At 62.5% G+C, this 25,596-nt stretch carries 27 protein-coding genes; 17 read left to right on the top strand and 10 right to left on the bottom strand.

Features of this window, described 5'->3' with window-relative positions; genetic code table 11:
- The first annotated feature begins 1,403 nt into the window (after positions 1-1,403).
- The 4 genes from VI08_RS22545 to VI08_RS09380 all read left to right on the top strand — a co-directional run bounded on the left by VI08_RS22545 (position 1,404) and on the right by VI08_RS09380 (position 6,131).
- On the top strand, positions 1,404-1,706 hold the full coding sequence (locus VI08_RS22545) for a DUF3606 domain-containing protein (RefSeq protein ID WP_084621402.1): 303 nt from the start codon (positions 1,404-1,406) through the stop codon (positions 1,704-1,706).
- Between the two features lie 186 nt (positions 1,707-1,892).
- On the top strand, positions 1,893-4,016 hold the full coding sequence (locus VI08_RS09390; RefSeq protein ID WP_045829314.1) for a TonB-dependent receptor: 2,124 nt from the start codon (positions 1,893-1,895) through the stop codon (positions 4,014-4,016).
- A gap of 14 nt (positions 4,017-4,030) precedes the next feature.
- On the top strand, positions 4,031-5,242 hold the full coding sequence (locus VI08_RS09385; protein ID WP_045829313.1) for a PepSY-associated TM helix domain-containing protein: 1,212 nt from the start codon (positions 4,031-4,033) through the stop codon (positions 5,240-5,242).
- 655 nt (positions 5,243-5,897) lie between these two features.
- Positions 5,898-6,131 carry a DUF2188 domain-containing protein gene (locus tag VI08_RS09380; protein WP_045829312.1) on the top strand — a complete coding sequence of 78 codons (234 nt, stop codon included), beginning with the start codon at positions 5,898-5,900 and terminating at the stop codon, positions 6,129-6,131.
- 706 nt (positions 6,132-6,837) lie between these two features.
- Here VI08_RS09380 and VI08_RS21270 read toward each other — a convergent pair.
- Together VI08_RS21270 and VI08_RS09365 are read right to left on the bottom strand one after the other, a co-directional pair.
- Positions 6,838-7,560, bottom strand: a complete 723-nt coding sequence (locus tag VI08_RS21270) for an SseB family protein (protein WP_232309514.1) — start codon at positions 7,558-7,560, stop codon at positions 6,838-6,840.
- A gap of 19 nt (positions 7,561-7,579) precedes the next feature.
- On the bottom strand, positions 7,580-7,894 hold the full coding sequence (locus VI08_RS09365) for a helix-turn-helix domain-containing protein (RefSeq protein WP_045829309.1): 315 nt from the start codon (positions 7,892-7,894) through the stop codon (positions 7,580-7,582).
- A 113-nt stretch (positions 7,895-8,007) separates the two neighbouring features.
- Here VI08_RS09365 and VI08_RS09360 point away from each other — a divergent pair, with 113 nt between their 5' ends.
- The 5 genes from VI08_RS09360 to VI08_RS09340 all read left to right on the top strand — a co-directional run bounded on the left by VI08_RS09360 (position 8,008) and on the right by VI08_RS09340 (position 10,791).
- On the top strand, positions 8,008-8,358 hold the full coding sequence (locus VI08_RS09360; RefSeq protein ID WP_045829308.1) for a hypothetical protein: 351 nt from the start codon (positions 8,008-8,010) through the stop codon (positions 8,356-8,358).
- A gap of 229 nt (positions 8,359-8,587) precedes the next feature.
- Positions 8,588-9,139: a lipocalin family protein gene (locus VI08_RS09355; RefSeq protein ID WP_084621423.1), complete on the top strand. Its 552-nt coding sequence runs from the start codon at positions 8,588-8,590 to the stop codon at positions 9,137-9,139.
- 145 nt (positions 9,140-9,284) lie between these two features.
- The gene (locus tag VI08_RS09350; protein WP_084621400.1) at positions 9,285-9,836 is read left to right on the top strand and encodes a sigma-70 family RNA polymerase sigma factor; all 552 of its coding nucleotides are present in this window, start codon (positions 9,285-9,287) and stop codon (positions 9,834-9,836) included.
- Positions 9,833-10,492: a ChrR family anti-sigma-E factor gene (locus VI08_RS09345; protein WP_045829306.1), complete on the top strand. Its 660-nt coding sequence runs from the start codon at positions 9,833-9,835 to the stop codon at positions 10,490-10,492. Before VI08_RS09350 ends, VI08_RS09345 begins: the two co-directional genes overlap by 4 nt.
- A gap of 44 nt (positions 10,493-10,536) precedes the next feature.
- On the top strand, positions 10,537-10,791 hold the full coding sequence (locus VI08_RS09340) for a hypothetical protein (RefSeq protein WP_045829305.1): 255 nt from the start codon (positions 10,537-10,539) through the stop codon (positions 10,789-10,791).
- 313 nt (positions 10,792-11,104) lie between these two features.
- Here VI08_RS09340 and VI08_RS22540 read toward each other — a convergent pair whose 3' ends face one another.
- Positions 11,105-11,428 carry an alpha/beta fold hydrolase gene (locus VI08_RS22540; RefSeq protein ID WP_084621399.1) on the bottom strand — a complete coding sequence of 108 codons (324 nt, stop codon included), beginning with the start codon at positions 11,426-11,428 and terminating at the stop codon, positions 11,105-11,107.
- A gap of 362 nt (positions 11,429-11,790) precedes the next feature.
- Here VI08_RS22540 and VI08_RS09330 point away from each other — a divergent pair, with 362 nt between their 5' ends.
- Positions 11,791-12,003: a hypothetical protein gene (locus VI08_RS09330; protein WP_157006538.1), complete on the top strand. Its 213-nt coding sequence runs from the start codon at positions 11,791-11,793 to the stop codon at positions 12,001-12,003.
- A 254-nt stretch (positions 12,004-12,257) separates the two neighbouring features.
- The gene (locus tag VI08_RS20815) at positions 12,258-13,349 is read left to right on the top strand and encodes a DUF6624 domain-containing protein (RefSeq protein ID WP_052697796.1); all 1,092 of its coding nucleotides are present in this window, start codon (positions 12,258-12,260) and stop codon (positions 13,347-13,349) included.
- 76 nt (positions 13,350-13,425) lie between these two features.
- On the opposite strand, the gene VI08_RS09320 is transcribed toward VI08_RS20815, so the two are convergent.
- On the bottom strand, positions 13,426-13,659 hold the full coding sequence (locus tag VI08_RS09320; RefSeq protein ID WP_157006535.1) for a hypothetical protein: 234 nt from the start codon (positions 13,657-13,659) through the stop codon (positions 13,426-13,428).
- 533 nt (positions 13,660-14,192) lie between these two features.
- Between VI08_RS09320 and VI08_RS09310 the strand changes: the two genes are divergently transcribed.
- Complete coding sequence (locus VI08_RS09310) at positions 14,193-14,552, top strand: hypothetical protein (RefSeq protein ID WP_045829300.1); 360 nt, start codon at positions 14,193-14,195, stop codon at positions 14,550-14,552.
- A gap of 124 nt (positions 14,553-14,676) precedes the next feature.
- Here the strand turns inward: VI08_RS09310 and VI08_RS09305 are convergent, their stop codons facing one another.
- Positions 14,677-14,865, bottom strand: coding sequence for a DUF3606 domain-containing protein (locus tag VI08_RS09305; RefSeq protein ID WP_045829299.1), 189 nt, complete (start codon positions 14,863-14,865; stop codon positions 14,677-14,679).
- Between the two features lie 206 nt (positions 14,866-15,071).
- Between VI08_RS09305 and VI08_RS09300 the strand changes: the two genes are divergently transcribed.
- The 3 genes from VI08_RS09300 to otsA all read left to right on the top strand — a co-directional run bounded on the left by VI08_RS09300 (position 15,072) and on the right by otsA (position 19,384).
- Positions 15,072-15,533, top strand: coding sequence for a PA2169 family four-helix-bundle protein (locus tag VI08_RS09300; protein WP_045829298.1), 462 nt, complete (start codon positions 15,072-15,074; stop codon positions 15,531-15,533).
- Between the two features lie 95 nt (positions 15,534-15,628).
- Positions 15,629-15,946, top strand: a complete 318-nt coding sequence (locus VI08_RS09295) for a hypothetical protein (protein WP_045829297.1) — start codon at positions 15,629-15,631, stop codon at positions 15,944-15,946.
- Positions 15,947-17,992: 2,046 nt separating this feature from the next.
- The gene (gene otsA, locus VI08_RS09285) at positions 17,993-19,384 is read left to right on the top strand and encodes an alpha,alpha-trehalose-phosphate synthase (UDP-forming) (RefSeq protein ID WP_045829295.1); all 1,392 of its coding nucleotides are present in this window, start codon (positions 17,993-17,995) and stop codon (positions 19,382-19,384) included.
- A gap of 441 nt (positions 19,385-19,825) precedes the next feature.
- Here otsA and VI08_RS22365 read toward each other — a convergent pair whose 3' ends face one another.
- A complete protein-coding gene (locus VI08_RS22365) occupies positions 19,826-19,957 on the bottom strand; it encodes a hypothetical protein (RefSeq protein WP_269745834.1) in 132 nt (43 codons plus the stop codon).
- Between the two features lie 842 nt (positions 19,958-20,799).
- On the bottom strand, positions 20,800-21,138 hold the full coding sequence (locus VI08_RS22535) for a helix-turn-helix domain-containing protein (protein ID WP_428992143.1): 339 nt from the start codon (positions 21,136-21,138) through the stop codon (positions 20,800-20,802).
- A 548-nt stretch (positions 21,139-21,686) separates the two neighbouring features.
- Here VI08_RS22535 and VI08_RS09280 point away from each other — a divergent pair.
- Together VI08_RS09280 and VI08_RS09275 are read left to right on the top strand one after the other, a co-directional pair.
- On the top strand, positions 21,687-22,016 hold the full coding sequence (locus VI08_RS09280) for a hypothetical protein (RefSeq protein ID WP_157006532.1): 330 nt from the start codon (positions 21,687-21,689) through the stop codon (positions 22,014-22,016).
- Positions 22,017-22,234: 218 nt separating this feature from the next.
- On the top strand, positions 22,235-22,504 hold the full coding sequence (locus tag VI08_RS09275) for a hypothetical protein (RefSeq protein WP_045829293.1): 270 nt from the start codon (positions 22,235-22,237) through the stop codon (positions 22,502-22,504).
- Here VI08_RS09275 and VI08_RS09270 read toward each other — a convergent pair.
- The 3 genes from VI08_RS09270 to VI08_RS09255 all read right to left on the bottom strand — a co-directional run bounded on the left by VI08_RS09270 (position 22,485) and on the right by VI08_RS09255 (position 25,415).
- Positions 22,485-22,814, bottom strand: a complete 330-nt coding sequence (locus VI08_RS09270; RefSeq protein ID WP_045829292.1) for a hypothetical protein — start codon at positions 22,812-22,814, stop codon at positions 22,485-22,487. The genes VI08_RS09275 and VI08_RS09270 overlap by 20 nt on opposite strands.
- Positions 22,815-23,276: 462 nt before the next feature.
- Entirely contained in the window at positions 23,277-24,959 is a 1,683-nt protein-coding gene (locus tag VI08_RS09260; RefSeq protein WP_084621397.1) for a methyl-accepting chemotaxis protein, read from the bottom strand.
- A gap of 84 nt (positions 24,960-25,043) precedes the next feature.
- Positions 25,044-25,415 (bottom strand): hypothetical protein, encoded by a 372-nt coding sequence (locus VI08_RS09255; protein WP_045829290.1) that lies wholly within the window; start codon positions 25,413-25,415, stop codon positions 25,044-25,046.
- Between the last annotated feature and the right edge of the window lie 181 nt (positions 25,416-25,596).

The following is a 25,596-nucleotide window of genomic DNA, read 5'->3' as shown; positions in this document are numbered from 1 at the left end:
GGCTCATGGCTCGTTGTAGTCCCCCACGCGTGCGAGCGGCGCGACACAGCACGGACGGCGAGGGGTGGTCCACGAATGGCTTCACAAAAACAGCAGGGCTGGTCCGGGCACCATGCCGGGATGCCTTCCCAACACCGTCTCTACGCGTCACTGGCCGCTGCCCTCACCCAACACCGGGCCGCCCTTCGCCGAACTCATGCGACATGCTCGGGTTTTGCGCTAGCGATGATGTTGCAAGGCATGGTTGCCCTTACCGACCCGGGCACGCGCCACGCGGCAAGTCAGGTTGTGGTCGCGTTGATTACGCTGGGCGCCGCGGCAATATCTGCATGTGTCATCTGGCTACGCCGTGCGGAGCGAGCGGTTCGACACGCGTTGATCGTGCAGTCGGAATCGGAGCGGATAAGAGAAGGTTGGGACGGCAGCGCGAAGTCAGCCTAAGCGTGCGCGAGCACTGCGTCGACACCCTTCCGCAGTACGGCGCGTGACCCTGCTGCGGCCTCGGCGCTTCACCCGTTGGACTGATTGGCCGATGACGCGCGCTCAGCTGGAGGGCATCGGGCGCCACGTTCACTTAAGAGAACGAAAGCACCCACGCCGATTTTGTCTCATCCGCTGCGATCCCATGCGATACAGTCGAACTTACCCGGCATCGACGGTAGGCCCATGATCCGCGAGGACGAATCTCTGACGTTTAGCCTTCGCGCCTCTTATCGGGATGGGACGGCCACGGACTTGGCCGTCACCGCCCGATTCGACGACTCGATGAGAAGGTGGCGTTGGCAGGCCCTTTGCGATGGTGACGCGGAACCTCCCGTCATTCTTTTGGGCGAATGCGAAGACCCGGAAACGATCGCGCAGGAGATTACGGATCGACTGCGTCGGCTTGATCCAATTTGACTACCGAAGCGCCGCTTTGGCAGGGATCCGCGCGTGTCACTGGCTACCACGTGCGCGCGAGGCAGCCATTAGAACTTAGCTTGAATCCGGCGCTTTAGCTCAACCAGAAGGGCTCGCGCAGTATGTGCTCGGGAAAGTGCCACCTCTGGGCACGCGCCGTCATCGCGCGTCATGGCCGCCAGCTGCCGATCGAAGAGCTCGATCGCAGCCACGACAGGTCCAGCGCTGTGAAGGGTGACGCTAAGTGCGTCAATGGCATCCAGGACCGGACCGTCAAGCTCGGGACATTCGTTCATAGAAGAGCCTATCGCCGCCGGCTGCCGCCTTGTAGGCAAAGCATGGCTGGCGATCGCGATGGTCGCAATGGCCTGCTTCTCAGCCGTTTCGCTAGCGCCGTCCGCCAGAAGGCATAGGCCACGGGCGACTTTCACGCATCGTATGTCGCCGTTCTCCACACACGCTGGCGGACGGCAAAACCGTCTATGAGGTAGCGCGGGGCAGGCATGGCCGCTCCCGCTGCTCGAGCCTGGCCTTCGCAGACGTCGCCGATCCCTTCAGTGGACCTCGATGCCGTGTTGACGCCTCAGTGGCCAATCCTCGCCTCTCGCACGGTCGCCCGATCTATGAGTCACGAACTGCCCCGCATCACCACCATCAACCCCAACGATTCCCAGGACCTTGCCCTATGGGCCTTGGTGTTTGCCGTAACGCCCGCGACTGTACTTGCCGCGGTGAGCGAAGTGGGCACAGATCCGGAACGGGTCCTACGTTACCTTCGCGGCGACCCGCCCAAGCGGAGCCCGTGAGGGAAACGACTGGCCCGAGACTGGCGTCAACGGGTGCTCTAACTGGCCAAGAGCAAACATGCCTAGGCAGTGGTAAGCATCTGACCTTTCAGGTTTTGGGCGGCTTGATCCTGTTGCACTAAGAAAAATCTCAGCTATTCTTTTCCTACGAGATGCGACTCATTCGCATTTATAATTGGGGAACATATGAAGATCGTCCTCTGGTGCGCAGCTGCCGCTGCGCTGCCTGGCTGCGCATGGGCGCAATCCGCCTCGTCACCGTCTGGCGGCGTCGCTCAGTTAGGCGAGATCATGGTCACCGCGCCGCGGGAAAATGTTGATTCCGCCGGACAGGTCTCGGTGACCGCCAACGCCGGCGTGTTGGGGTATCGCGATCAGTTCGACACCCCATTTTCCCAGGCCTCGTATACGGACAAACTCATTCAGGATCAGCAAGCACGAACGTTGGATGAGGTGCTTGAGAACAACAGCTCCATCCGCAATACCGCCAATTCATATTCCGACGCGGAGCAACTGAACATTCGCGGCTTTTCCAGTCAGCCGCAGTCGGTGCTGTTCAATGGCGTGCCCGGACTGCTGCAAAGCCGCCGCCCGCCGATCGAGGGCGTGGAGCGTGTCGACATTCTGCTCGGCCCCAGCGCTCTTCTCTATAACGGCATCGGCGACCAGAACGTCGGCGGCGTCATCAATGTGCAGCCCAAGCGGGCAGACGATGCGCCGATCAATCGTGTGATCGGCAGCTACGTGTCCGACAGCAGCTACGAGCTTCAGGGTGATGTCGGCCGGCGTTTTGGTCCCGACAAGACTTTCGGCGTGCGGGTCAACGCCGCTGGCCTGAACGGCGACACGCCCCTCGACCACCAGTCTCAGCGCATGGGTGTTGGCCAGTTGGCGTTGGATGCGAGAACAGACCGGGTGACGGCGAGCCTGGATATGATGGACAACCGGTACCGACTTCTGGGCAATCGTCCAGCGCTGCGCCCCTTGGCTGATTCACCCATCCCGCGCGCTCCCGATGCGTCCACGAATCCCTTTGATGAGAGCTCGTCGTTTCGAGAACACAACGTGCTGAGCCTGGCACGTCTCGACGTGCGTGCAGCGGATTGGTTGACGATCGGTGCGGCGTACGGTTACGCGCGTGCTGATGAGTATTACTCGGGTCCCTATTCCGGGCGCCTCACCGACCCTGACGGCGCCATGGCGGTAAACGTCATCCCCTTCTATGCGCGGGCCAGGGCTGACGTGGGGCAGCTTAATCTTCGCGCCTCCTTCGCAACGGGCCCCCTGCAGCACGACGTGGCCTTATCCGGTGATCTGTACAGCGATCATCATGGTTCTGCCTACAGCGTGCTGGAGCGGCTGGACACTAACCTCTACGCCCCGGTGCCCCTGGCACCGCGTATCACGCAGAACCCAGCGCCTGACGAAGACATTGGCGACAACAGCCGCTCGCGCCGTACGAGCGTGGCCATCGCGGACGTCGTCACCGCGTTGGACGGGCGTCTACTCCTGATCGGCGGCGTACGCCGTCAGTCGTTGGACGACCGCAACCTTGACAGCTCGACGGCTGAAACGACTGACCGGTTCAAGCAGTCCGCCAACACGCCCGCTGGCGCTGTGATGTACAAGCTCACTCCAGCTTTCTCCATCTACGCGAACTATATCCAAGCCCTTCAGTCGGGTCCGACGGCGCCGGGATTGGCCGCCAATGCTGGACAAACCTTCGCACCGTTCAAGGCCAAGCAGTACGAGGCCGGAGTCAAGTGGAACGTTGCCGGCCTCGGCCTTACGGCGGCGGTCTTTCAGATCACCCAGCCCAGTGCCTACATCAATGCCAGCAATGTTTTTGTTGTCGATGGCCAGACTAGGAATCGGGGCGTGGAACTGAACGCGTTCGGCTCGCTTGTGCCAGGGCTGCGAGTGCTTTCAGGGCTTAGCTACTTCGATCCGATCCAGGTCCGAACGGGCGATGCCGCATCGGAAGGAAAGCTGGCGATCGGCATCCCCCATTGGCAGGCAAATCTCGGAGGCGAGTGGGACATGCCTGGACTGGCCGGGGTGACGCTCACCGCCAAGGCGATCGCGACCTCGCGTGAGTACGTCGATGCGCGCAACACTCAGCACATTCCCGGCTGGGTCCGATACGACGCCGGCGCCCGTTATGTCACCTCGATTGAGGGCAGGCCTTGGACCTTCCGACTCCAGATCGTCAACCTCACCGGCCGTGACCGCTGGCAGGACGCATCGCAAGGCCTGCTGTACGAGGCGGCGCCACGCACCCTTCGCGCCTCGGTCGCCGTGGACCTGTGACACCACGTCGGCCCATGTGGGTCCGCGTTCACCGCTGGGCGGGCCTTTTTCTGACGGGTTTTCTGCTGATTGCCGGTCTTACTGGCGCGTTGCTGCCTTTCGAGGAGAGTCTGACCTTCGCCACGCGGCCCGACCGGGCTTGGGCGCGTCCGGGGCCCGACACGCGCCTGCCCTTGGATGGCATCACCATCGCCGAGCGCGTTGAGCGCGCCTTGCCGGTCAGCGTACCGAGGGTGGAGCTGGATATCCCCCACGATCATGTCGTGCGCATGTTTGTGTTGCCTGCCCCTGGCAAGGGTGCGTTGCCGTATGATGTTGTGTGGGCTGATCCGTATACGGGCGCGGTACGTTTGACCTATAAGTGGGGCGGGGTCACGGACGGCGCCCAAAATATCATCCCGTTCCTCTTCGCCCTGCACTACGGACGGCTCTTCGGCCCGCTGGGCGAAACCGCGTTCGGCATAGCCGCGCTTGTTTGGACGATCGATTGTTTTATAGGCCTGTATCTGACGTTCCCGCCACGTCGCCAAGGCGGGCTGCGGCGGACCGTCTTCGACTGGTGGACCCGTTGGACACAGGCTTGGACGGTGCGGACCGGCCACGCGACCCGAATGACGTTCGATGTACACCGTGCGAGTGGGCTGTGGCTTTGGCCCCTGCTGCTCGTCTTCGCCTGGTCGGCCACGGCGCTGTCATTACCCCAGGTTGAAGTGCCCGTCCGGCTCGTCTTTGGAGGAAGCGAGGGTTTCGCTCCGGCGCTGCTGGCAGCCCCCCGGCCATCACCGGCGCTTTCCCGAAGACAAGCTCTCACGGCCGCATCCGAAGCCTTTACTCGCTTGGCGCGGGACCACCATTTCGCCTTGTTGGGGTGGCAGGATCTCACCTACCTTCCCGGCGCCGGTGCGTATCGCTTGGCTGCGCGTACGAGCCTGGATCGCGCTGACACGGGCGGTCAAACCGATATCTGGATTGACGGCGAGGACGGCCGCATGCTGGGTTGGGCACCGCCGCTCGGTAACACCGCTACTGACCATATGGTGGCCTGGGCCAACCTACTGCATATGGCTCAGGTCTTTGGCCTGCCCTATCGCCTCTTCGTTTCTGCTCTGGGGGTGACCCTGTGTGTCCTGGTCATCACCGGCGTCATCATCTGGTCGAAGAAACGCGCAGGTTCACGCAAGGCGAAGGTATCGCGCACTCTCACGCATCCTCCCCCACCCACCTAGCCGCCAGAGCATGGCGAGTCCCTTCATCACAAGCCTGCGCGCTCGGGCGGGTCGGGCCTCCGTGCCGGCGGTGGCGCAGCCGCTTGGCAGGACGCCAGCAATGCCCGCTGGCTGCCAGGGTCACCCATGCTGGCCCTAGCCCGGCACTGCTCGAAGGTGGGCACTGGCTCATACATCCATGCACACACGGCCACGATAGCTAGCGTGCTCAAGAGCGCCACGTATAGAACACTTCGGTCGAGCCGGTCCATGGTCCAGAGCCTTGTGCCGATCGCTCGGCGCATATGTCGAGGTAACGGCTGGTGATAGGCCAACGCGACCCCGGTGTGCCACCAGGAAGGGGCACCTCACCTGCGTTAAGCAAGCATACGACGAATCCCCCCCCCTCGAACCCTGCCCTGGCCAGTAAGCACGCCCAAGAAGGGATAGCGAAGCTGCGTGAGTTATGGGGCAGATCGAGGCACCCGGTGCGCCGCACCGTGGCCATCGATGCCCCCGCTGACGCAGGCCGAGCCGATCCCGGACGGATTCTGACCTCGGTTATAGTGCAACGTGAACCGTAACGGGGCGAGTGAGTGAAAGTCACACGGGTGCTACCACGCGAATCGACCCCTATCTTCCGGCCCCGTTTCGCGCTGGTTCGAAGGTCCTGCACATGACCTTCGCGGCGAATTATCTGACGGTGTTCGTGCTGTTCCCGCGCGAAAACGGCGCAAGGTGGCGCGTTGTTTTACCGGGAGGCGCCATGGCATCGTTTCGCAGGGAGTCAGAAGCAATGGCGCACGCCTTCGAGGCGGCCCGGGCGATGAAGAACCGAGGGCGCCCGGTAAAGGTCCTTCGCCAAAACCGAGCGGGCACGTGGATCGAATTCCCGCAGCCAGTGATGTGAACGTCTCTGCCGACAGCTGCCGAATCCTAGATCAAGCCGGTTGGCACCATGCTAAGTGAATCGGCGCGTCTACGATTCGATTTCAACGTCGATATCAAAATGGCCTCGTTCGCAGCGGCCCTCTCAATGAAGGCTTCCGCATGGATGGCTGAGCACCTATCGCATGACCCTAACAGCTCGTACACAATCCGCAATTCTCGGCTGATTACCTTGGACGGGCGTACCGCCGGGTTCGAGGTCTCGGAGCTCAAGGGAACAAGTATGCAGCCCGCTCTCGTCGCCGCTTACTCGCGATAGCCAACGAGCTAGCGGTCGAGCGGCTCTGCGGCTATCCGGTCCAGCCATCCGCTTGGGCGGTGGAGGCTCCATTCAATCTCGCGGGCGACGTCGTCCGCAATGCATGAGCCTGCAACCATGCGCTTGAGCACGGCCGGCTGCGTCAGACCCAATAAGTCGCTCTGTGCAAGCCAAGAGTTCAGCCCCTCGCGATCCAACTGCAGGAGGAGGCGTCGTAGGTTGACATGGCGACATCGCTGGAGATTGGAAAACGCTTGAGACATGTCGAACACTCATATTCGTCTGGGCGTGGGGCCCGGGCTTGGCGAGGCATCCGCCAGCTTTGAGCGGCCGACGATTACACAGACCCTCTCTCCCGTGCCGTGAAGGCCATCCTCAAGGCTCTGATAGACGCCAGGCGGATCGGCCTTTAAAGAGGGTAGAACGGTCGTAACGCCATAGAGTCTACACCTGCGCGGTGGGAAGGCTCATCCGGCAGGAACCGTATCAGCGTGCTGCGTGGCGCACCGGCCTCGATGGCAGCATCCTGAAGCACGCGCAACAGCTCGGGCGAGGCCGGCTGATCGACCGCCAGCACTACACACTCCCCTTGCCCATCGCTTCGATCCAGTGCGTACAGATAGGCCTCGCTGGCAAGGCCCACGCCGTGAAGCTGACGCGCCAAGGCTGGCCCCAGGCTTAGCTCTTGCGTCGTCGCTGTGCGGAATGCCCAAGGTGCGTCCGGTCGCGGTTGTTCAGTTGCCAGCCCCACGTGGCACAGATGCTGCCGCATAAGCGCCACATGCTCCGCGCCGACGAGCCATGTGATCTCTGACAGCGGATTCAGGCTCATCGCCAACGCAGGCCTGATGCTCAGCAACTCACGCATTGTCACGTGCACCGTGACTGCCGGTGGCGGCAAGACGTGGGGGAATCGCGACGGATGGCTAAACACAGGTACCAGGTGCTGCCCGGACGCCTTCCGCTGCCAATGTACCAAGTTGCGCCATGGTGCGGCGTCCCCCTCGCCCGGAGGGCAACGAAGCAGGGTCCATACCCGCGATGCAGCGAGTTCTTCGAGGAATCTGGGAACACAGGACGGCTTCTTCGACGCCAGCGTGAGCAGTTCGCCCAAGCGATCGGCCGGCTCCATGTGACCTACGCCGCCGTCCTCAGCCATGAGCTTCGGTGAGCAGGCGGTCTTTCTCGGCCAACGACAGCTTTTCAAAGGCCATGATCATGCGCGCCAGGCGATCGTCGCCCGCGAAGAGGTAGGCCGCAGGGACGTCGAGCGCTTGGGCGAGCCTCTCCACCGTACCCAAATCGGGCTGATGCACGCCTAACTCGTAGCGGTTAATGCGGGCGCTGGCCACGAACGGGTCGAGGCCTGCGTCAATACCCACCTGCTTTTGAGAGGTACCAGTCATCTCACGGGCCGCCTTGAGCCGGGCTTGAAAGACCTGATGGAGCGATCGTTGAGGAGGCATGCCGACGAGCCGAGTCCGGGGGGACTACGAGACTCGTAACTTTGCCTTGCGCCCGATACTACGAGTTTCGTAGTATCGGGCGCAAGCGGCCACGCGAGACGGCGGGAGCATGCGTGCAACTGGTCCTTGACGATGACTCGGACATCCCCCTGCCCCTGGACGCGCCGACGCGCGAGGCCTGGCTGGTCCAATACGGTCGTGCGGAGCTGGACGGCGGCATTGAGCGGCTTCGCCGCCGCGTTGCCGAGCGGTTTGCCCTCAGTCTGATCGAGTGCCTGGACACGGATCTGAAGCCGCCCACGGCCGCGCAACTGACCTTTGCGACCGATATCGCCAGGCAACTGGGCGTGAGTTTGCCAGCCGAAGCGATCCGCTATCGCGGCGAGGCCATGGCCTTTATCCGCCGCTATGCCGATTTACTGGGCGAGCGGCGACGCAGGCAACCGCCCCATCTCCCCGACTGACGACCGGGGCTTCTCGCGAGCCCTGCGCGCCTTGCACCGTGTCGCCGATTGCGTGTGGCGCCGCTCGGCGGCACGTCCTGCGAGCCGATGCCGCGCTTCCGCAGAACGTGAGGAGACTCAGAATGGGCAGCCATGAATCCAAATCCCCGATGCCTGCGTAGAACCCGGTAAGCCCACCACGCCCAGTCGCATGGTGGCCGCCACGATGGGAACCGCGAGGGATAACCCGATGACCGTGCTGCTCGATCGCTTGTTGGCGCCACTGCGCGCCTTGGGCAAGCCAGGCACCGCTGGGCGGCGGGGGCCGGTGCCAAGGGTGGCGGGCTTGGATATCGACCGCTACATGGGCCATTGGTATGTGATCGCGCTTATCCCAACGCGTCCGGAGCGCGGGGCCAGCAATGCCGTCGAATGCTACGCGAAGGCCCCGGACGGAACGATCGAGACGCGGTTTCGCTATCGGCCGGCTCAGTCCGCCAAGGTCAAGATAATCAAAGCGCGGGGCTTCGTTCGGCCGGAATCCGGCGCCGCGGTCTGGGGCATGCGATTTATCTGGCCGTTCCGAGCGCAATACGTCATCGCCTGGCTCGACCCCGATTACCAATCGGTCATTGTTGCTCGGGACAAGCGTGATCACGTGTGGATTATGGCGCGCACGCCGACGCTCGCCCCGCAGGCGTTCGATCTTATGGCATCACGCGTGGCCGGGATGGGCTACGAGCTAGCCCGGCTAGAGCGCGTTCGCCAGACGTGGCCTGAAGCTCCAGAGGCGACGCATTGATGGGGGTCTGGCCCGGGAAGCGAGAACCCCGTGCCCTTGGCAGCGCCTCGAGATGGGGTAGGATGCGCCGGGGGTTGAGGTTGTGACCGTCGTGCCGGTAGGGAGAGTTCCGCGCGTGGCATCGAATGCACCGACCGGTCACGGTATGGACGCCGCCTATTGGGCGTCCATCATGCGAGGCGTCGCGCGTCGTCGCGACGTTGAAGCCTTCATGGTGGTGTTCGACCACTTCGGCCCTCGGCTCAAACGCTATTTGACCGGTCTTCGCGCGCCCGATGCTGTCGCCGAGGAGCTGGTGCAGGATGCCATGCTGCGGGCCTGGCAGCGCGCTGAAGAATTTGACCCCACCCGCGCGACCCTTAGCACCTGGCTCTTTCGCATCGCGCGGAATCTGCATATCGACAAAGTGAGGCGTGACGGTCACTGGACGGCGGCGGTTGAGGGAGTAGACGCGCTGGTCGAGCCGGTGTTGGAGGGGCGGGCGTGCGCCGGAGAGGCGCTGGTGGACGAGGCGCGTCTTCGCCGCGCCATTGGCTCATTGCCCCCAGCCCAGGCACGCATGATCCGCATGGCCTACCTGGAATCCATGACCCACGTGGAAATCGCCAAGGCGCTAGGTATCCCCTTGGGCACGGTGAAGTCGACCCTACGCCGCACCTTCATGCATTTGCAAACGTCGCTTCAGGACACCCGATGAGCCCGCGGCACCACCTGCATGTCACCACCCTCATGGGTTTCGCCACCGGCGCCCTGACGCCCGCTTTCACGGCCGTGGTGGCCGCACACCTGAGCCTTTGTCCTGAGTGCAGGGCACGTTTGGCCCTGGCTGATGCGGTCGGCGGGCAACTCGTCGAGCAACAGCACGGTCTGTCGTTGACTGCCGGTGCGGCTGATGCCATGCGTGAGCGCTTGACCGTATCTCATGAGGAACCCGCCGTTGCTCCTGCCGCCGAGGATCACGTCCCCTCGCCAAGTCCGATGCCAGTGTCGTTGCGGCCGTACTTCGGCCGTTCATTGTCGACGTTGCCCTGGCGGTGGATCGGCCCGGGGATCCATCGGGTGAGCGTTCGGCTTGCGTCAGATGAACAGCTGACGCTGCTGCGGATTGCTCCGGGTCGAAGCCTTCCGGTCCATTCCCACGAGGGGCGTGAGCTCACCCTGATCCTTTCGGGTGCCTACGATGACGCATTGGGGCATTTTGCGCCGGGGGACGTCGCCGATCTGGACGAGGATACGGAGCATCAGCCGATCACCTCCCGAGGAACCGCTTGTATTTGCGTCGCGGCTACCGATGCGCCGCTGCGTTTCGCCGGGTGGATGGCTCGAACTCTGCAGAGGGTGTTGCCGCTATGAAACCCCTTCGCGTGACGGATGCCCATTGAGACCGGAGCCTTGTCATGGACGATCGAGGATATACGCGTCACTGGCCCACGTTGCATCGCCAACGCTTGGCCAACGTTCGTCGGCTCTTTTCCGATCTGAAGCGTGAGGGAATGTCCCAGCGGACAATCGCGGCGATCCTTGGCATGACCTTGGAAAAGTTGGAGCGCGTTGTCGATGCACAGCTGATGATCGACGATGCGATGGCGCGCGAGATCGAGTGGGCTGTGCACCGGCCCCGGGGCTGGCTCGACGACGAGATAAGCATGTGACGTATGGCTTTCACCGTCATCAGCGCTGCTGTTGGCGGCGTCTCCAGTGTCCGTCCGCACTCCATCGCGCTGGCTGCCCGGCCGGTGATAGCTGGGAAGTTATGTCGACGCGCATGCTCAGGTGTCAATGGACAGGTCGGACCGACCTTCTGCGTTTTCTATAAGGTGGCCGCGCCGAACTCACGGCCCAGATGCGCCCTGCTGATGCAAGGATTCGGGACCGCTCTCGAGTGCGCGCAGTCGGACGTCGAGCTGCAGAAACGGGATTATCACCCTGCGCCTTTCCAGTGCACCGAGCGCCTCGGCGAGGAGGTCACTGCGGACAGCGCCCCAGTTCGACACATCCGCGGCCCATGCGCGCAGATGCGTATAGCCCGCCTGCAGAGTGGCCAACAAGAATGATTGGCTCGTGGATACCAGCAGCATTCAGGAGCATTTTCAGCTGCCGGGCGATATGGCTGGCATCCCGTGGTCCAGATTGCGCCTCACTCCAACCGAACCCAGCACGATCGTACGAGCACGTCCGAGTGGTCCGAGACAGAGCCGGCTGCACCTTGCCCCATATGGTGAAGTCCCCGCCGTTACCGAATTCGAGAACGACCGTGGGTGAGCCGCTGCCAGCGCAATAGATGTGCATCTGCTTGCCGGCGACGGCGTAGCTGTAACCCGGAGGCGGATTTCTCTAATCGGTCTCGACGTATCGAGAGGAAATTTCACAGGGCGCATGCGCAGGCGAGGCAAATGATCACGATATTACTGGCCGCAGACCGACGTAAGCAGTATCGATAGCGCTTCGAAGCTTTTTCTAGCTTCCCAGGAAATTCTGGCGTGCGGCATGAAGAAAAACGCTGACCGTTGAGAAGCACTTGAACGTGATGACTAGACCCCTAAACTTTGGCAGTTTGCAGCCGACAAAGGGTAAGCGCCAACTTCCCCAACGGCGCCGGGACGGGTAATGACGTGCTAGGCAAGGTAATCTGGTTCCACGACGAGCTGCGCATGGCGCTGATCGAGCGATCGGGAGGCTTTACCGTCGGGTCGGTGTATGCAGGATTTCTGACCCTCGGCGGCATGGTGGAGGGTGGCTTCCGGCAAGCGGGTCCCACCACCCTCAAAGATGTAGTGACCGACGAAGAGGTATCTTTCTTCGTTGAAGCTGACGCCATGACGGAAGACGAAGCAAACGATCTACTGGGGATCGTTCGCAGTTAAGAGCAGCGGTCGCCTGCCCTGCCCTGCCCTGCCATGCAGGAGTCTGCACGCCCGCGAATAAAAGGTCGGGACAAGAATCTGAGGCGATTCTCCGCGTCTGCGCGTCTGCGCGTCCCGCCAGGCTAACCGATTCTGGACAGGCGGACCTCCAGGGCTGCGAACAGTTGAGGCCCCGCTGTGTAACTCATGCTTGACGGCTTGCATCGGCTGAATGTATCAACGGGTCTCCTAGTCCAAGCCATGGAGGGTGTAGCGTGACGATCGCATGCGTTGCTCGCAAGGCGGTCAGCGCCTTGGCTGCTGGCCTCTCGTCTTTTCTCTCAGCGTCCGTAATCGCCTTTGGTGCTCAACAGCCAGCCGAATCCAATGTGCTCCAGCGCATAGCCGCCATGGATCGTACGGGGAAGGCCTCGCTCTCCGCTGCAGACACCCGGGCTCTCTTCGACTTGCTTGGCAGTTCGCACCTTCTTGAGCAGCCGGTCCTGTCGGCTGCTACAATTGAACGGATCGGACGGCTCATCTACCGCGCCAGGGCTGACCCGGAGGCGCAGCAGACATACCTTGACGACTTTCCCGGCCTATGGAGCCGGATTGGCATCGATGTGGATCCGCTAGGCTTGGCGAACCTCGAGGACCGGGTGGCGCGTAGCGAAGGCCACCCTCAGTTGTATGGAACTCTGACCGCTGCAGCCACGGATTACCCGGCCGCCGCCGCGGAGCGTAATTACACCGAAGCCCGTGACATGCTGGGCGTACCGGGGGGTCTGCCCGCAGTTCCCAACGACGCGCCGCTGCCGCTCGCCATGCGCCCCGCCCATCCATCTGCACTGCCGGAGGTACGCGCCGAGACACTGCGCCTGGGCGCGATGGACCAGGCGGTGCGCGTCTGGCCGGATCACCCGACGGACGACGAGGACAAAGCCCTCATCAAGCGAATGGAAGAAACCGACGCCTACACCGAGCCCCGGATCCGGGCGATGTTCCGGGCCCACGGCATCCCCAGCCCCGCGCTCGTCGGGCGCGCAGCCACGCACAGCGCCTACCTCGTCATCCAGCATGCGATCAACGACCCGGGCCTCATGCGCGCCGCACTCGGCCAGGCGAAATGGATGGCCGCCCGCGGCGATCTTCCCAGGATCGACTACGCCCTGCTTTCTGACCGGGTCGATTGCGTGTTAGACCATCGACCCCAGCAATTCGGCACCCAAGGCTCAAGGAATCCAAAGAGCCACTGGTACTGTCCAATTGCCGACCCGAATCACGTCAACGACCGCCGTGCTGCGCTCCATTTGGCCCCCATGGGAGACGAGGCGATCTTCGGCACGGCCGGCAAACCGAGCAACTGATCGCCATTGGTCCGTAACAAGGCGCGACGTAAGTTTGTCAAATGCAAGTCAAGGCCGCGAAGGCTTCGAGCTCGCGCTAGTCATCGAGGACATCGTCAGTCGGCGCGTCCAACCAGCCCGATGGCCGGTTAGTCGTCCACTCGATTTCTCGCGCAACGCCATCGTCAATGGGGGCGCCTCGAAGAAACGCCTTCAGCTGTGTCCCGGAGATCCCGGCCAGGATCGCGCCCAGCGTCTCCCACGACTCGATGCCGTCCCGCTGGCACTGCAGCACCAGGTAGCGCAGCCGCGCTCGACGGCGGGAGAGCAAGGCGCTATCCGGGTGAAACGGGGCTGACGGAGACATGGCCTAGCCTGAGGAAGCGGCAGCACACATTTTCGGCAGAGACCTCGGCCGTTGTCCGTGATTCGCGTCACCGACGCACGCAGCCCATGCTCCGGTCGCGGAACCACTGCTGATAGCAGCGCCATAGCCGCAGCCCCACCTCGAGGTCCTCCCTACCCTTGGACTTTAGATATCTCTCGAACTGTGCCCAGGTTTCGACGTTCGGGGGGCTCGGGTCGCGCCGCAGGTATTCCAGTAATGAGTCGTAGACCGTGGGCATGGTCCGCTCGCGCGCGACGTAGAACGCAAAGCTCAGGTCGGGCCGCGCGGCCACTCTCGAGCGCTCACCATGCATAACTAATCCCTGCTCCATTCCGTACGCGGATACTTTACATGCTAAGGGGTGGCCCTGATCGAAACGGGCGCCTCAGCGTGCCCTTCCAGCACGCCTCCAGCGACCCGGCTCAAGTCCGGCCCCGGCTGGCCGATAGCCGGGTGAGATGTCCGGAGGGTGATCGATGAAAGTGTGGGTTGTACTGGGCGCCGGCGCGTTCGTATGGCTGGCATCGGCCTGTTCGCGAGGCCCTGAGATACATATAACCAGCCAGCCGCCGGCTGCGGCTGCGGACATCCGCGTTGAAGGCGACAGCGGGTCGGCGACCTGGACCTGGGGTCATGGCGACCTGAAGGAAAAGATCATCGCCGTTGCCGACTCTCGCTCAAAGCGCGGCGGCCATCCCGCTGACGGGGACATCCGACTTACGCTCGAAGACGGAACGGTCCTCCGCCTTGCACAGCAACGCAGCTTCTTCATATGCCAGGCGGGGTGTGAGAAGAAGCACATGCCCATCACATGGGTGTCGGCCGCGTACGAGTAAAAAAGAGCCGGCGACAAAGCTTGTGTGTGTGGTCGCCGGCGTGCCCTGGGAGTGGCCAAGCTGTGCTTAAAACCTGCTCCGCCCGCGAGTGCTCCAATGCGTCGCCTGCGGATCGCGAGGCTAACTAGCGCCGCAAGAGGTGTTTCCGCACCGCTTCGGGATCGGTGCCCACGGCCTGTGTCGCCTCAAGCACCACGTCGGCGGAAACCCCCAATACAAGGCCCCAGAGCGCTACATCGGCAGGGTCGCTCGGATCGATACGGGTTTTCCTGTCGAGCCAAGAGTCAGCATCGGGGAGTTTCTTTTCGGCCATCGAAGTGCAAACGTGATCTTTTGGCCATCTAAATTGTTCGGCCGTAGAAGAAAAGTGTGCCCTGGCTCTACCCCGATGGTGACATCTGTGAAGGCGAGACCCCCTTTGCCCGACGGCCTTGGCTGTGCGATGGGGTTGAGGCTTCACGAGTTCTTCGTATTCACAAACATCAATATGGGCCTCCTTTCAACACGCGGGAGAGCGCAATGGCATCGTCTAACGACCACGACATCAAGTGCCTGAATGGCCTGATCGAGACCACCATCGACAGCGCCGACGGTTACGCCGAGGCAGCAAAGGATGCGGACAACACCCGCTACGCCGCAGTATTTGCGCAACGCGCCTCTGAGCGCCGCTTCGTCGCTGGCAACCTGCAGCAGCAGGTTCGGCTCTTGGGCGGCGAGCCGGAGGACGACGGCACCGTGCTGGCAAAGGCCCACCGGATGTTTGTCGACCTGCGCGCCAAGATGAGCTCCAAGGATGACACCGCCATCGTCGACGAGGTCGAGCGCGGCGAGGACCACATTAAGGCCAAGTACGAGGACGCCCTCAAGGACGGCGATCTCAGCGCTGCGACCCGCGCTGTCGTCAACGAGGCTTTCGTGTCGGTAAAGAGCGGGCACGACCAGATGCGTGACCTCAAGCACGCGCTTCACAACTCGAAGTAAGCCCGCGAGGCCGTCGCGCCTTGAAACGCTCGACGGCCTCCAGTTGCCTGGGGTAAGAACATCGTTCAGACGTGAAAAGGGCGTATGCTCCGCGCATGCATACTGTTGACCCCCACCTAGTCAAGTGGTTCGAGGCCATATACGCGAACGCGGTAGCTATCGGCGACGCTGCGCTCGCCGAAGACTTCGACGAGGCGCGCTTCCGCACGCACTTGGTCATCGTGGGAGCGGAATCGCTAGGGATGATGGCCCTCTTGCACGCGGCCAAAGTTGTCGAGGCTACCCTAGGCGAATCTGGTGATCCCTTGCCCGGATACGGTGCCGCTATTCTCGGCCTCGCGAAATCGCTACGACTGCTCGCCCGCGCCCCTTCAGCTCTCGCCGGATCCGCAACCTTTTCGGCGGCAACATAACGTCGAGAACAGTGAAGGACGAAGTTAGAGAATGACCAGATGTACAGGTTATTCCATTTGCGGGCTCGCCCCGCGCCCGGCGTCTACCTGCGGGTTATTCGGCGCCGGGCTTACCCTAAGCGGCCTCGGCCGCAGCGGCAAGCGTGGAACCGCATCGCGAACCGTCAGTAGGCCGCCGCGGCCTACCCTAAACGCTTCCTGGCATGGGCGCGCGCTGAGGGATCGATACAGGTGCCCCAAGCGAAAGTCTGATCGAGCCGCAGACCGTCCGCGCGAAGCACCTACCGGGAATGCCCCAGCCCGGGCCAGGGTGCTTACAACTGCGCTGCTCTCGCCTAGGGCGGTGACTGGATCGACGTGGCATGCCCGTGCTACGACGCGGCGGTGTACGAAGCCGCGGCACTGGGCCGATCCCCACGAGGCAGTTAGAAAATTCCAGCGGGGACCGTGGGGCACCCGCCGGATGGCCTGGAACGGCCGAGACTGAATTACGTACCCCTCTGCGTATGGTTTGTCTTCGCCGGATCCGTCAACCGGGTCACCGGAGGAGTCGGTCTCCCTGCGTCGTGTCGGATCGCGGGGCTTTTCCGGAGAGTCGGCTTTGCCGGGGCGCTTTTCGGACGCATTTTTCTCATTCGCCATGCATCGCTCCGGGTCAGCCCTGAATGTCCGGATCATTGTCACCCGGGTCGGAATTAGGCGGCTGCGCGTCGCCAATGGGTCGATCACCCTTCTGGGTGTCTTCCTGCGCCGACTGGGGGCCGCCCGGCGGCGGCTGCTTCTCTGGCGAAGTCGGGTCGCCAGTCGATGTCGGACCATTCGGATGGGGGTTCTTAGGTTTGTCCTGTGGTGAATGGCCACGTTCTGCCTCTGGTTGTGACGAGACGGAAAGAAGCTGGGTCGACAGTCTTCACGTACGTGATTATCCCAGCCTGACGGGTCATCATCGATCCGGTGAAAAACGTAACGCGCCCGGAGATTCGCCGCGATGACGACCGATGCGTGATCTGCCACGTTCGCGGGCACAGGCGACCACACGACTTGGGGAATGTTGTGCCATACCTGACGGCGATCACGCGTAGGGGAAAGATCACTCTCCCGGGTCCACGGATCTCGGTCTTAGGAGGCGATGCCAGGCACCGTCTGCGGACCGGCGACACACGGAACGCCCGGTGGCGCTCCGATCACCGTGGCTATCCCGGCAAGCAACGCGGGCCCCGGCTCGGCACGTTCCTAGAAGCCCTGCTGAGAATCGTTCAGAGGTTCTCGGCGCCCCCGACAACATCTCGGCCGATCGCATCGACAACGGCACCCGCCGCATCCGAGGGCTTGCAGCGGTACGCCCCCGCTTCGGGGGGGCGCAGCCTTGCGACTGCCTGACGCCAGGAGGTCAAGCAGCCCGGTCGTGACGTTTAGCCGAAGACCAGTTTTGCCCATCGCATGGCGAGCTTTGCGATGTGCATCCGGTGGGCGTTCTGGTGCGTAGAGGGTAGACCGTGCGCCGGCACGCAACAAGCGCAGCCGAACCAAGGGCACGCCGTTGAAAGGGAAAGGTAGCTTGTGAGCGAATTCGTGAGAAACCAGTCTGTTGTTGCGGTGCTCACCGTGGCCCTGGCTTCCCCGTGGCGTTCCGCGCTGGAGCAAGCGCTGCCCGCGGATGCCCTTGTGCTGGACGTGTCGACGTGGGCTGACGCCGTCCGGGCATGCGTTGCATACAGCCAAATTCGCTCGGCGGTCGTGGACGCGGCCTGTGGGATGGTCCCCTCGGCTGCCGCCAATCGCCTTCAGGCCATGCAGCCCGGTTGCCGCGTTTTCACCATCGGCGACTGCCGTCTATTAGGCGCACCCTCAGGCCTCGAAAGTCATCACCTGGACCGCCCTATCACGATGCAAGGGTTAGCCGGATTGGTCTCGGCCTCAGTGCAGCCAATGGATCGATGGGCGCAGATCCGTAAGTCGTGACCGGCTTCACATCCGGTAACCAGCACCCCTCTCACACTCCCGCCACGCCGAGGCCCGGCCCACCTACGAAGGACCGCCCACCCTATGAGCCGACTCGTCGTCATATCCAATCGGGTTGCCCTGCCCAATCAGACACAGACCGGGGGACTTGCCTCCGCCATGGATGCTGCGCTTAAGGAGCTTGGAGGCCTGTGGTTTGGTTGGAGCGGCAATCTCGCCAGCGAGACCGGCGCGGAAGTTCACGAAGTGACAAAGGGGCGCATCGCTTACGCAACGATCGATATGTCCAAGTCGGACTACGAGGCGTACTACAGCGGCTTCGCCAATCGCGCCCTGTGGCCCCTCTTTCACTACCGCGGTGACCTGGTGGATTATCAGCGGGATCACCTGGAAGGCTACTTGCGCGTCAATCGCCTCTTCGCCGAACAGGTGGCCAAGCTCATTCAAAAAGATGACATCGTCTGGGTCCACGATTACCACCTGATCCCCCTTGCTGGGATGCTACGCGAGCTTGGCGTCACTAATCGAATCGGTTTTTTCCTGCATACACCGTTGCCAGCCGCGGGACTGCTGATCACTCTACCGCGCCACCGGGAACTCTTCGAACCCCTTTCGGCGTACGACCTGGTCGGCGTGCACACCCACCGGGACCTGCGAGCGCTGGAGGACTATTTCCTGCACGAATTGGGCGCGGCCATGCAAACCGGCGGACGTATCCGAGCCGCCAGCGGGCGCGTTTTTCGCGCAGGCGTCTTCCCCATCAGTATCGACACCGACGACGTGATTGCTCTGGCCGAGAAAGCGCAGGATAGTGGTGCGGTCGGTAGACTCAAAGCCTCTCTGGATGATCGCCAGCTGATCATTGGCGTGGATCGGTTGGATTACTCCAAAGGGTTGCCCGAGCGTTTCGATGGCTTCGCGCGCCTGCTGCGCGACCACAAGACGTTGCGCGGCCATGTCTCGCTTCTTCAGATCGCCCCGCCCTCGCGGTCGGACGTGCCCGAATACCGCCTGCTGCGGCGAACGCTCGAACGCAGCGCTGGCCACATCAATGGGCAGTATGCTGAGCCCGACTGGGTTCCCATCCGCTATGTCAATAAGTCCTTCGCCCACACCGTGCTCGCCGGATACTACCGTACTGCCAAAGTCGGGCTGGTTACCCCCTTGCGTGACGGCATGAATCTGGTGGCGAAAGAGTATGTCGCCTGCCAGGATAGGGATGATCCGGGCGTATTGGTCCTGTCCCGCTTCGCCGGCGCCGCGCAGGAGCTCGACGCCGCCCTGTTCGTTAATCCTGCCGACATCGATGAAGTCTCTGGGGCCTTGGCCCAGGCATTGGCGATGCCACTTAAGGAACGGCAGCGGCGGCATCGCGCGATGATGCATGCCCTTGAGGCGAACACGATCACGACTTGGCGCACGGCCTTTCTGGATGCGCTTCGTCATAAGGAGGCCATGCGCCCCGTCGTCGCCTAGCCGTGGGTTCGGCGACAACGGCGGCCAGCACCACCGCATCCATGCCAGTGCCTTCACGAGGCTGGGTGCAATCTGCGCGCGTCCTAGCTGATAGGCGATTGACACGACCCCTGGTCGAAGACCGTACCACGGAGCGCTGATCGTGCCGTCGAAATCACTCGCGTTATCGGTCCACCGGCAGAGACTGACCGAGCAGACCATTGCATTGGGACAGGCGGTCAGGCGTCATGACCGGGTCCGCGCTATGGATATCGTCAGCGACATAAGGGACAGCGCCTGGGCCTCGAATCTGTTGGCATTGGGGGCGACGGCCGGTGCTTTCTTAGCGTGGTTGCAGGAAGGAGACTGGGCGCAGGAGGCTATGCGCGATGGATTAGATGCGTTGTATAACGAGCTTCACAGCGCCAGTGAACGGTGTGCGAACCCTTGGAGTGCCTCGTCTTACTGATACGGCGGCCGCATCGGCTTTTGATCTGGCGCTACGAACACATCGATTTCGAGCAACCCATAGGTGGTGATAAGGACTGCCGCGAACACGTCCGCCAGGTCACGAAGCGTCCAACGGCTGCGCATCAGAAACTCCCCAGCTAGGTTCACCGGGTCGTGCCCAGACCTAAGACTCATTCTAAGGGCTGGATCGTCATGGGGAATCCACGGTCCCGTTGAGACCGCGCATAGCATCACGCATAAGCGGCAGCGACGCATGCGCTGGTGTCCACAACGCTGCCTTTGGGTCCACCTCGAACGCTTTCGGCAATCAGTGCGGCCGGTATTTGCGCAACGACCCAGCAGCAGGTAGCCGATAGATACGCTGACAGCTCATCGCCATTGCCACTTGTCTGTGTCAAGGGCAATTTCCACGCCGAGCCGCACAGCGGACGTGATTTCATCCTCGCTGTCGAAGCGAGGTAAGAGGCTGCCGCTAGGCTGGGCAACTTCCGGACCAGCGCGATACACCCTTCCGTCCCGGAGCACCAGCACCCAGCCGCCCGTACCGCGTTGCCCAGTGGCGCGATACTCAAAAGTGTCGTGAGGCCCGTTCGAGGAATTCTGCATGCATATTCTGCTGACCGATACTCCTCGACGCACTGCGGCCCCGTGGCTTTAAGCGTCTCCGCGCCATAGATGCACACCGTCCTGCGTATCCCACTTCGCCGCGTGATCATCATCCTCGCCGGCCTAGCCCTCTTACGCAAGCTCGCCACTAAGTCTGCCCGTCTCCGCATCGCCCACTCAGACGATCGCCTACCCGATAAAGCGACTTCCTACGCGCGCCTCAGCATCCCTTGAGCGCCAGCCCATCGTGCCGGCCCGGATCATTCGACGCTACGTCAGCGCAACGGGCATGAGAAGCCATCGTGCTCGGCAGGGCAAGAGCGGCTAACCACGCCTTTTCGCTGAACGCGAAATTTACTTTAGAGCGGACTCGGGCAGCAGTCTTGGGACCGCAGAGGTTCGTTTTTTGACGCTTGACATGGGCCACACTTTGCAGTGCGCGACAACGGCTGTCGAGCAGATGCTGGCCCACACTGGCTAAGGGCCCGTCGCCACCGAGCCGGCGGCTGACCCATCACTACTCGGAATGCTTTACCGAACGATTTGACACTGCGATAACCCAGCGCTCCTGCCAGATCAACAATCGCCTCGCCGGCTCGCAGGCGCGCACAGGCCTCCGACATCCGTAGCGCTCGGAGCACTTGGGTGGGATCGGCGCCGAAGGTGCCTTTGAAGGCGAGATAAAATTCGGGGGGCATCAGTCCTGTATGGGACCAAAGATCGCCGGCGGCGGCGGGTTTGGCGAGGTCGCTGCAGAGCACGCGAAGGACGGTGGCTTGCTGGTCGGGCGAGAGGCGCCGACGTGTGGGGAGAGACGTCATGACAAGGACTCGGTTGATCAACCTCGGACGGTACGACGGAAGCCGTGCACAGCCGGTCAGCGCGTATACCCTTCATCGCAATGCGCACCCCATGCTTCTCGCTATCGGGGTCAGTCATTGACTGGAAGGTGCCTTCGTCGACCGTGATGAGTGAACCGGGAGAGAATCGGCTGATCGTTACGATTAGCGGGGTCTAGAGGAGTCTATTTCCTGAGCAAATGCAATTTTTTGGGATGGGCGCATGAGGGCGCATCCCCTGTCCGCGCAAAAGCGCCACCACTCGAGGTCAAGGAATCTCTCGATTTCCGAGTTAAGGGGCCAACGCGCTGGGTCGCAGCGGCATATCAATGCCCCGTCCGGTACCATGCGAGCGAAGCAGGGGTCTGGCTTCGTCTGTTGAGCGTAGGTACCTCGGGAGAACTCGCTTGAAGCGCATGCTTATCGTGTCGTATAAGCCGTTTCCAGGGAAGCGCCAAGCGCTTCTAGACTTGTTGGCTAATCACCACCGCACCGCGCGAGCGCAAGGGCGCCTGGGCACCGAACGGCCGTGGCTCGGCGAAGGGGTCAACGGCGAAGTTGTTTTCGTCGTCGGGATTGATGCGGTCGAATCCTTGGAGGCAATCTGGGAAGATGAGCTACTGCAAGACATAGAGGCCGCTATCGCCGGCGTCGCCCGGATGGTGCCCTTACGATCAGTGGTCGAAGCCGACGCCGCCTTTGTCGATCTGGCGGCGTTGCCCGTCCGGGGAGTTTGACAGACGATGGCCGATCGCCAGGCCACAGACGGACCGGTTAATCGTTCGCCGCTGCGTCCACTCAAGCTTTTCGTCAACGGTCGATAATGTGGCATGGACACACCGCCCTCGCTCATGCCCTCCACATCAACGCCGAGCCCAGATCCACAGGACCCGGACTCCCGGCAGGAGAAACAGGGGCGTCGTCGTGGCCCCGCACGCCGCCAATCGAACCGTTCATGATCGCTTATCTTCCCGTCTATATGGTGACGTGGCACCAGCACGACCTGCGCTGTGCCGTTCTCCGCCAGCCTAGCGGACGCTATTGCGTTGCTGGCACGCTGGACGGGCCGTTGACCATGGGCGACTCCCTTGTCGGCGAGTTGCCGAACAGCGGTGCGTGCCAGCTTTCCCACGCCCTACGTGGCCATCGGGTGTGGCTTGATGTGGAAGCGCGGGACTTGTCCGAGGTGGAAATGCTCGACCTAGTCAGCCTCCTGTCGAGCTGACGACGCCGCTCAGGCGACTGGCCTGTGCCGTGTCAACTTGCGGCGCTGCGGCGGCCGCCATCAGCCGTTCAAGATGCGCCATAATGGATGGCATCGACGGGGTCCCGCGACTGATTTCTTGCACGAATTGCTCCGCCGCCACGGCGAGGTCGGACCAGCCGCGGTTCAAGGCAACCTGCGTGATGCGGCCCGCGTAATCTGTGCTTAAGGCGAGGTCGTGCGCTATCACTGCACGGAGCAAGGCGCGCACCTCGCTGGATAGGTGAGTGTCTGGCGTCTCGCCCCAGACCACGGGTGGCAGCTGAGTCATCGTTGCATCGCATAAAGGGCGCCACCGTCAAATCGCCGATAACGCTTGGAGGGGAGTCTCTCACCGCTTTGTGTCGCAAGACTCGTGCCAGACGCAAGCCGTTGTTTTGTCGTGCACGCATGCGCTCCGGCAAGACCCGCTGTGTCACATCCTGACGCTGGTGCACCAATGTCACCCGGCTAAGCTGTCCCGAGCGAGGTAATCGCCGCGGCGGCAACGACGCGTTCCAACGCGCGTGCCAACTCCCCCGGCCTTTGCGATGGCGACACTAGAATCCCAGCGAAGGCGTGTGCAGCTGCGGCCAAGGCTTGGTCCCCTAGTTGTTCCGCGTGTGATGCGATCAGTGTGCAGCGAAACGCGCATTCGTCCGCGTCCTTGCTGCGCTCGGCGTCCAGCAGCGCCAGAGCGTCGTGAGCGACCTCGACCCGCAGCTGAGCTCCCCCGGACGCAACGGTCGCCAGCTCAAAACTCACGCCACATGCCCTCAGAATCTGCCTCGGCCGCCAGTTTCACCGACGAGCGCATCAGAGGGAGCGGCGCGGTTACTTCGCGACGCACGACAGGCGAAGGCTCGGATGCTGACGATGTCGGCGGCGCCGTTCCCGTGCCCGGACTTTCCGGAATGCAGAAAAACGCCATCCGCCGCCGCAACTCTTCTGAGAGATCAGCGGTGTTTTTACTCGCGGCGCTTGCCTCTTCCACCAGCGCCGCGTTCTGCTGGGTGACATCATCGAGCGTCAGCACCGCTTGGTTCACTTGGTGGATGCCCGCCGACTGTTCCTGGGACGCGGCCGCGATCTCGGCCACGATCGCGTGGACAGACCTAGATCCTTGCCCGATGGCATCGAGCGCAGCACCGGTTTGCGTCACGAGGCGCTCGCCAAGTTCGACGCGCTCAACCGTCGATGACACCAGTTGCTTGATCTCTTTGGCTGCCGCAGCGCTGCGCTGCGCGAGCGTGCGGACCTCGGTTGCCACGACCGCAAAACCGCGCCCCTGCTCGCCCGCGCGCGCCGCCTCCACGGCTGCATTGAGCGCAAGCAGGTTGGTCTGAAACGCGATGCCGTCGATTAAGCTCACAATCTCCCCGATTTCTTGGCTGGACTGTGTGATCGCAGCCATGGCCTCGCTGGCTTGGTTGGACACCTTGCTTCCCGCGTCCGCGTCATTCCTAAGTTTCTCACTCATGGCTTTTGCCTGACCGGCACCTTCTGCATTCTGCGTGACGGTCGCCGCCAGCTGCTCCATCGACGCTGCCGTTTCTTCCAAAGAACTGGCCTGCTCTTGCGTTCGCTGCGACAAATCGTCGTTGCCTTGCGCGATGTCGGCCGCTGAAGACGAAACTTGTTCTGAAATCTCTCGCACATCCAGGACAATCTCCGCCAATCGTCTATCCATGTCGCCGAGCGCCGTGAGCGTGTCGGTGAATTCGTCGTTACCGGTGATTTTCGTCTCGTTGTTCAGCCTTCCCGCTTGGATCGCTTGAGCCAAGGCGCGAGCTTGTGCGAGCGGGCGCACCACCGCTCGTACAATGAGTGCGGCGATGACGAGCAGCACGATGATGGACGCGATCATCACAGCGATCGCGACGTTGCGGGTGTGCGCATGGCTCACCGCTGCGGCATTCGCCGCTTCCGAGGCTTGCCGGGCATTAACGTCCACTAAGACGTCGATTTCCTTGGCCATGTCGCCCAGAGCACCACTCACCTGGGTCAGATGCAGCTGCTTTGCCTGCTCGGTTTTTCCGGCATCGAGCAACGCCACCTCCTGCATGACCAAGGGCAGCGCGGTCGCCCGAAGCTGCATGTAGCGGTTTGCGGTGGTGCGCTCGTCGTCGGACGTAACCTGGACCGGGTAGTACGTCTTCCATGCAGCCGCCTCCTTGGCAAGGTCTGCACGTACTCGCGCATCGGTATTGCGAATCGACGGATCGATGAGGGCACGGTTGAGCGCAAGGCGCATATCCACCACACCCCGCTCGGTATTGGCTACGGACACCATGGCCTGGACGTTGGACTGATAAATATCCTGAACCAAACGATAGGTCGCGTTCACCCCCACGAGACCGTCAGCACCCAAACCGATAAGCAGCGCAAGCGCTACGCCCATGGCTGCAAAAATTTTTAGGCGAACCGGGAAACGCATGGAAGACCCCGAGCGGATGAAAGTGGAGGCGACGGTGGATGGACCGGCTTCCGCCGGCCTTTCGGGATGTGAAGGGTGAGGCACTTATATCGACCCTTGCCGAGCCAACGCGCCCTCCAGCGCGGTGGCCGAAATCAGGCCGAGCAAGGCGCGCTGCACGGGCATCGCGTGACATGCCTCACAGCACATCAGCGCTATCTCCAGCTCCTCCCCTGCATCGGCTGTGCGCGAGCAGCCTACGCGCCGCGCCAGGCGGTGCATGCGGAACGCGCGAAAGCTTGCTTCTGAGAAGTCGTCTTTACGGAGAGCGCTGACGAGGGCGGACAATTCGCCCCACAGTGTCGAGTCGTTTGGGGGCAGCGCGCCCGCGCAATCGACTGGGCCACTTGGCTGCACCGTCAGCCTGTCCGGACAAGTCCAGCGGTCGGACTGCGAATCTCTTTGCTGCTTGGTCATGGCTTAGCCTCCATGAAGGAAGACAAGCACGGCGCGTGCCAGCGATAACTCCCTGATTGCGCTGAGGCTCTCAGCGTCGTCGTGCCGCCGACCGGTCACCATGTGTCACTTTTGCCATTTTCCGGCTAGGTTGGACGCGCCGTCGGGCAGGCGGTCATCCGTCCCACCAGACAGGGCCAAT

It is taken from the genome of Luteibacter yeojuensis (assembly GCF_000964085.1).
Lineage (GTDB): Bacteria > Pseudomonadota > Gammaproteobacteria > Xanthomonadales > Rhodanobacteraceae > Luteibacter > Luteibacter yeojuensis_A.
The sequence above is the reverse complement of the archived record's forward strand: the minus strand, read 5'-3'. Positions and strand labels throughout refer to the sequence as shown.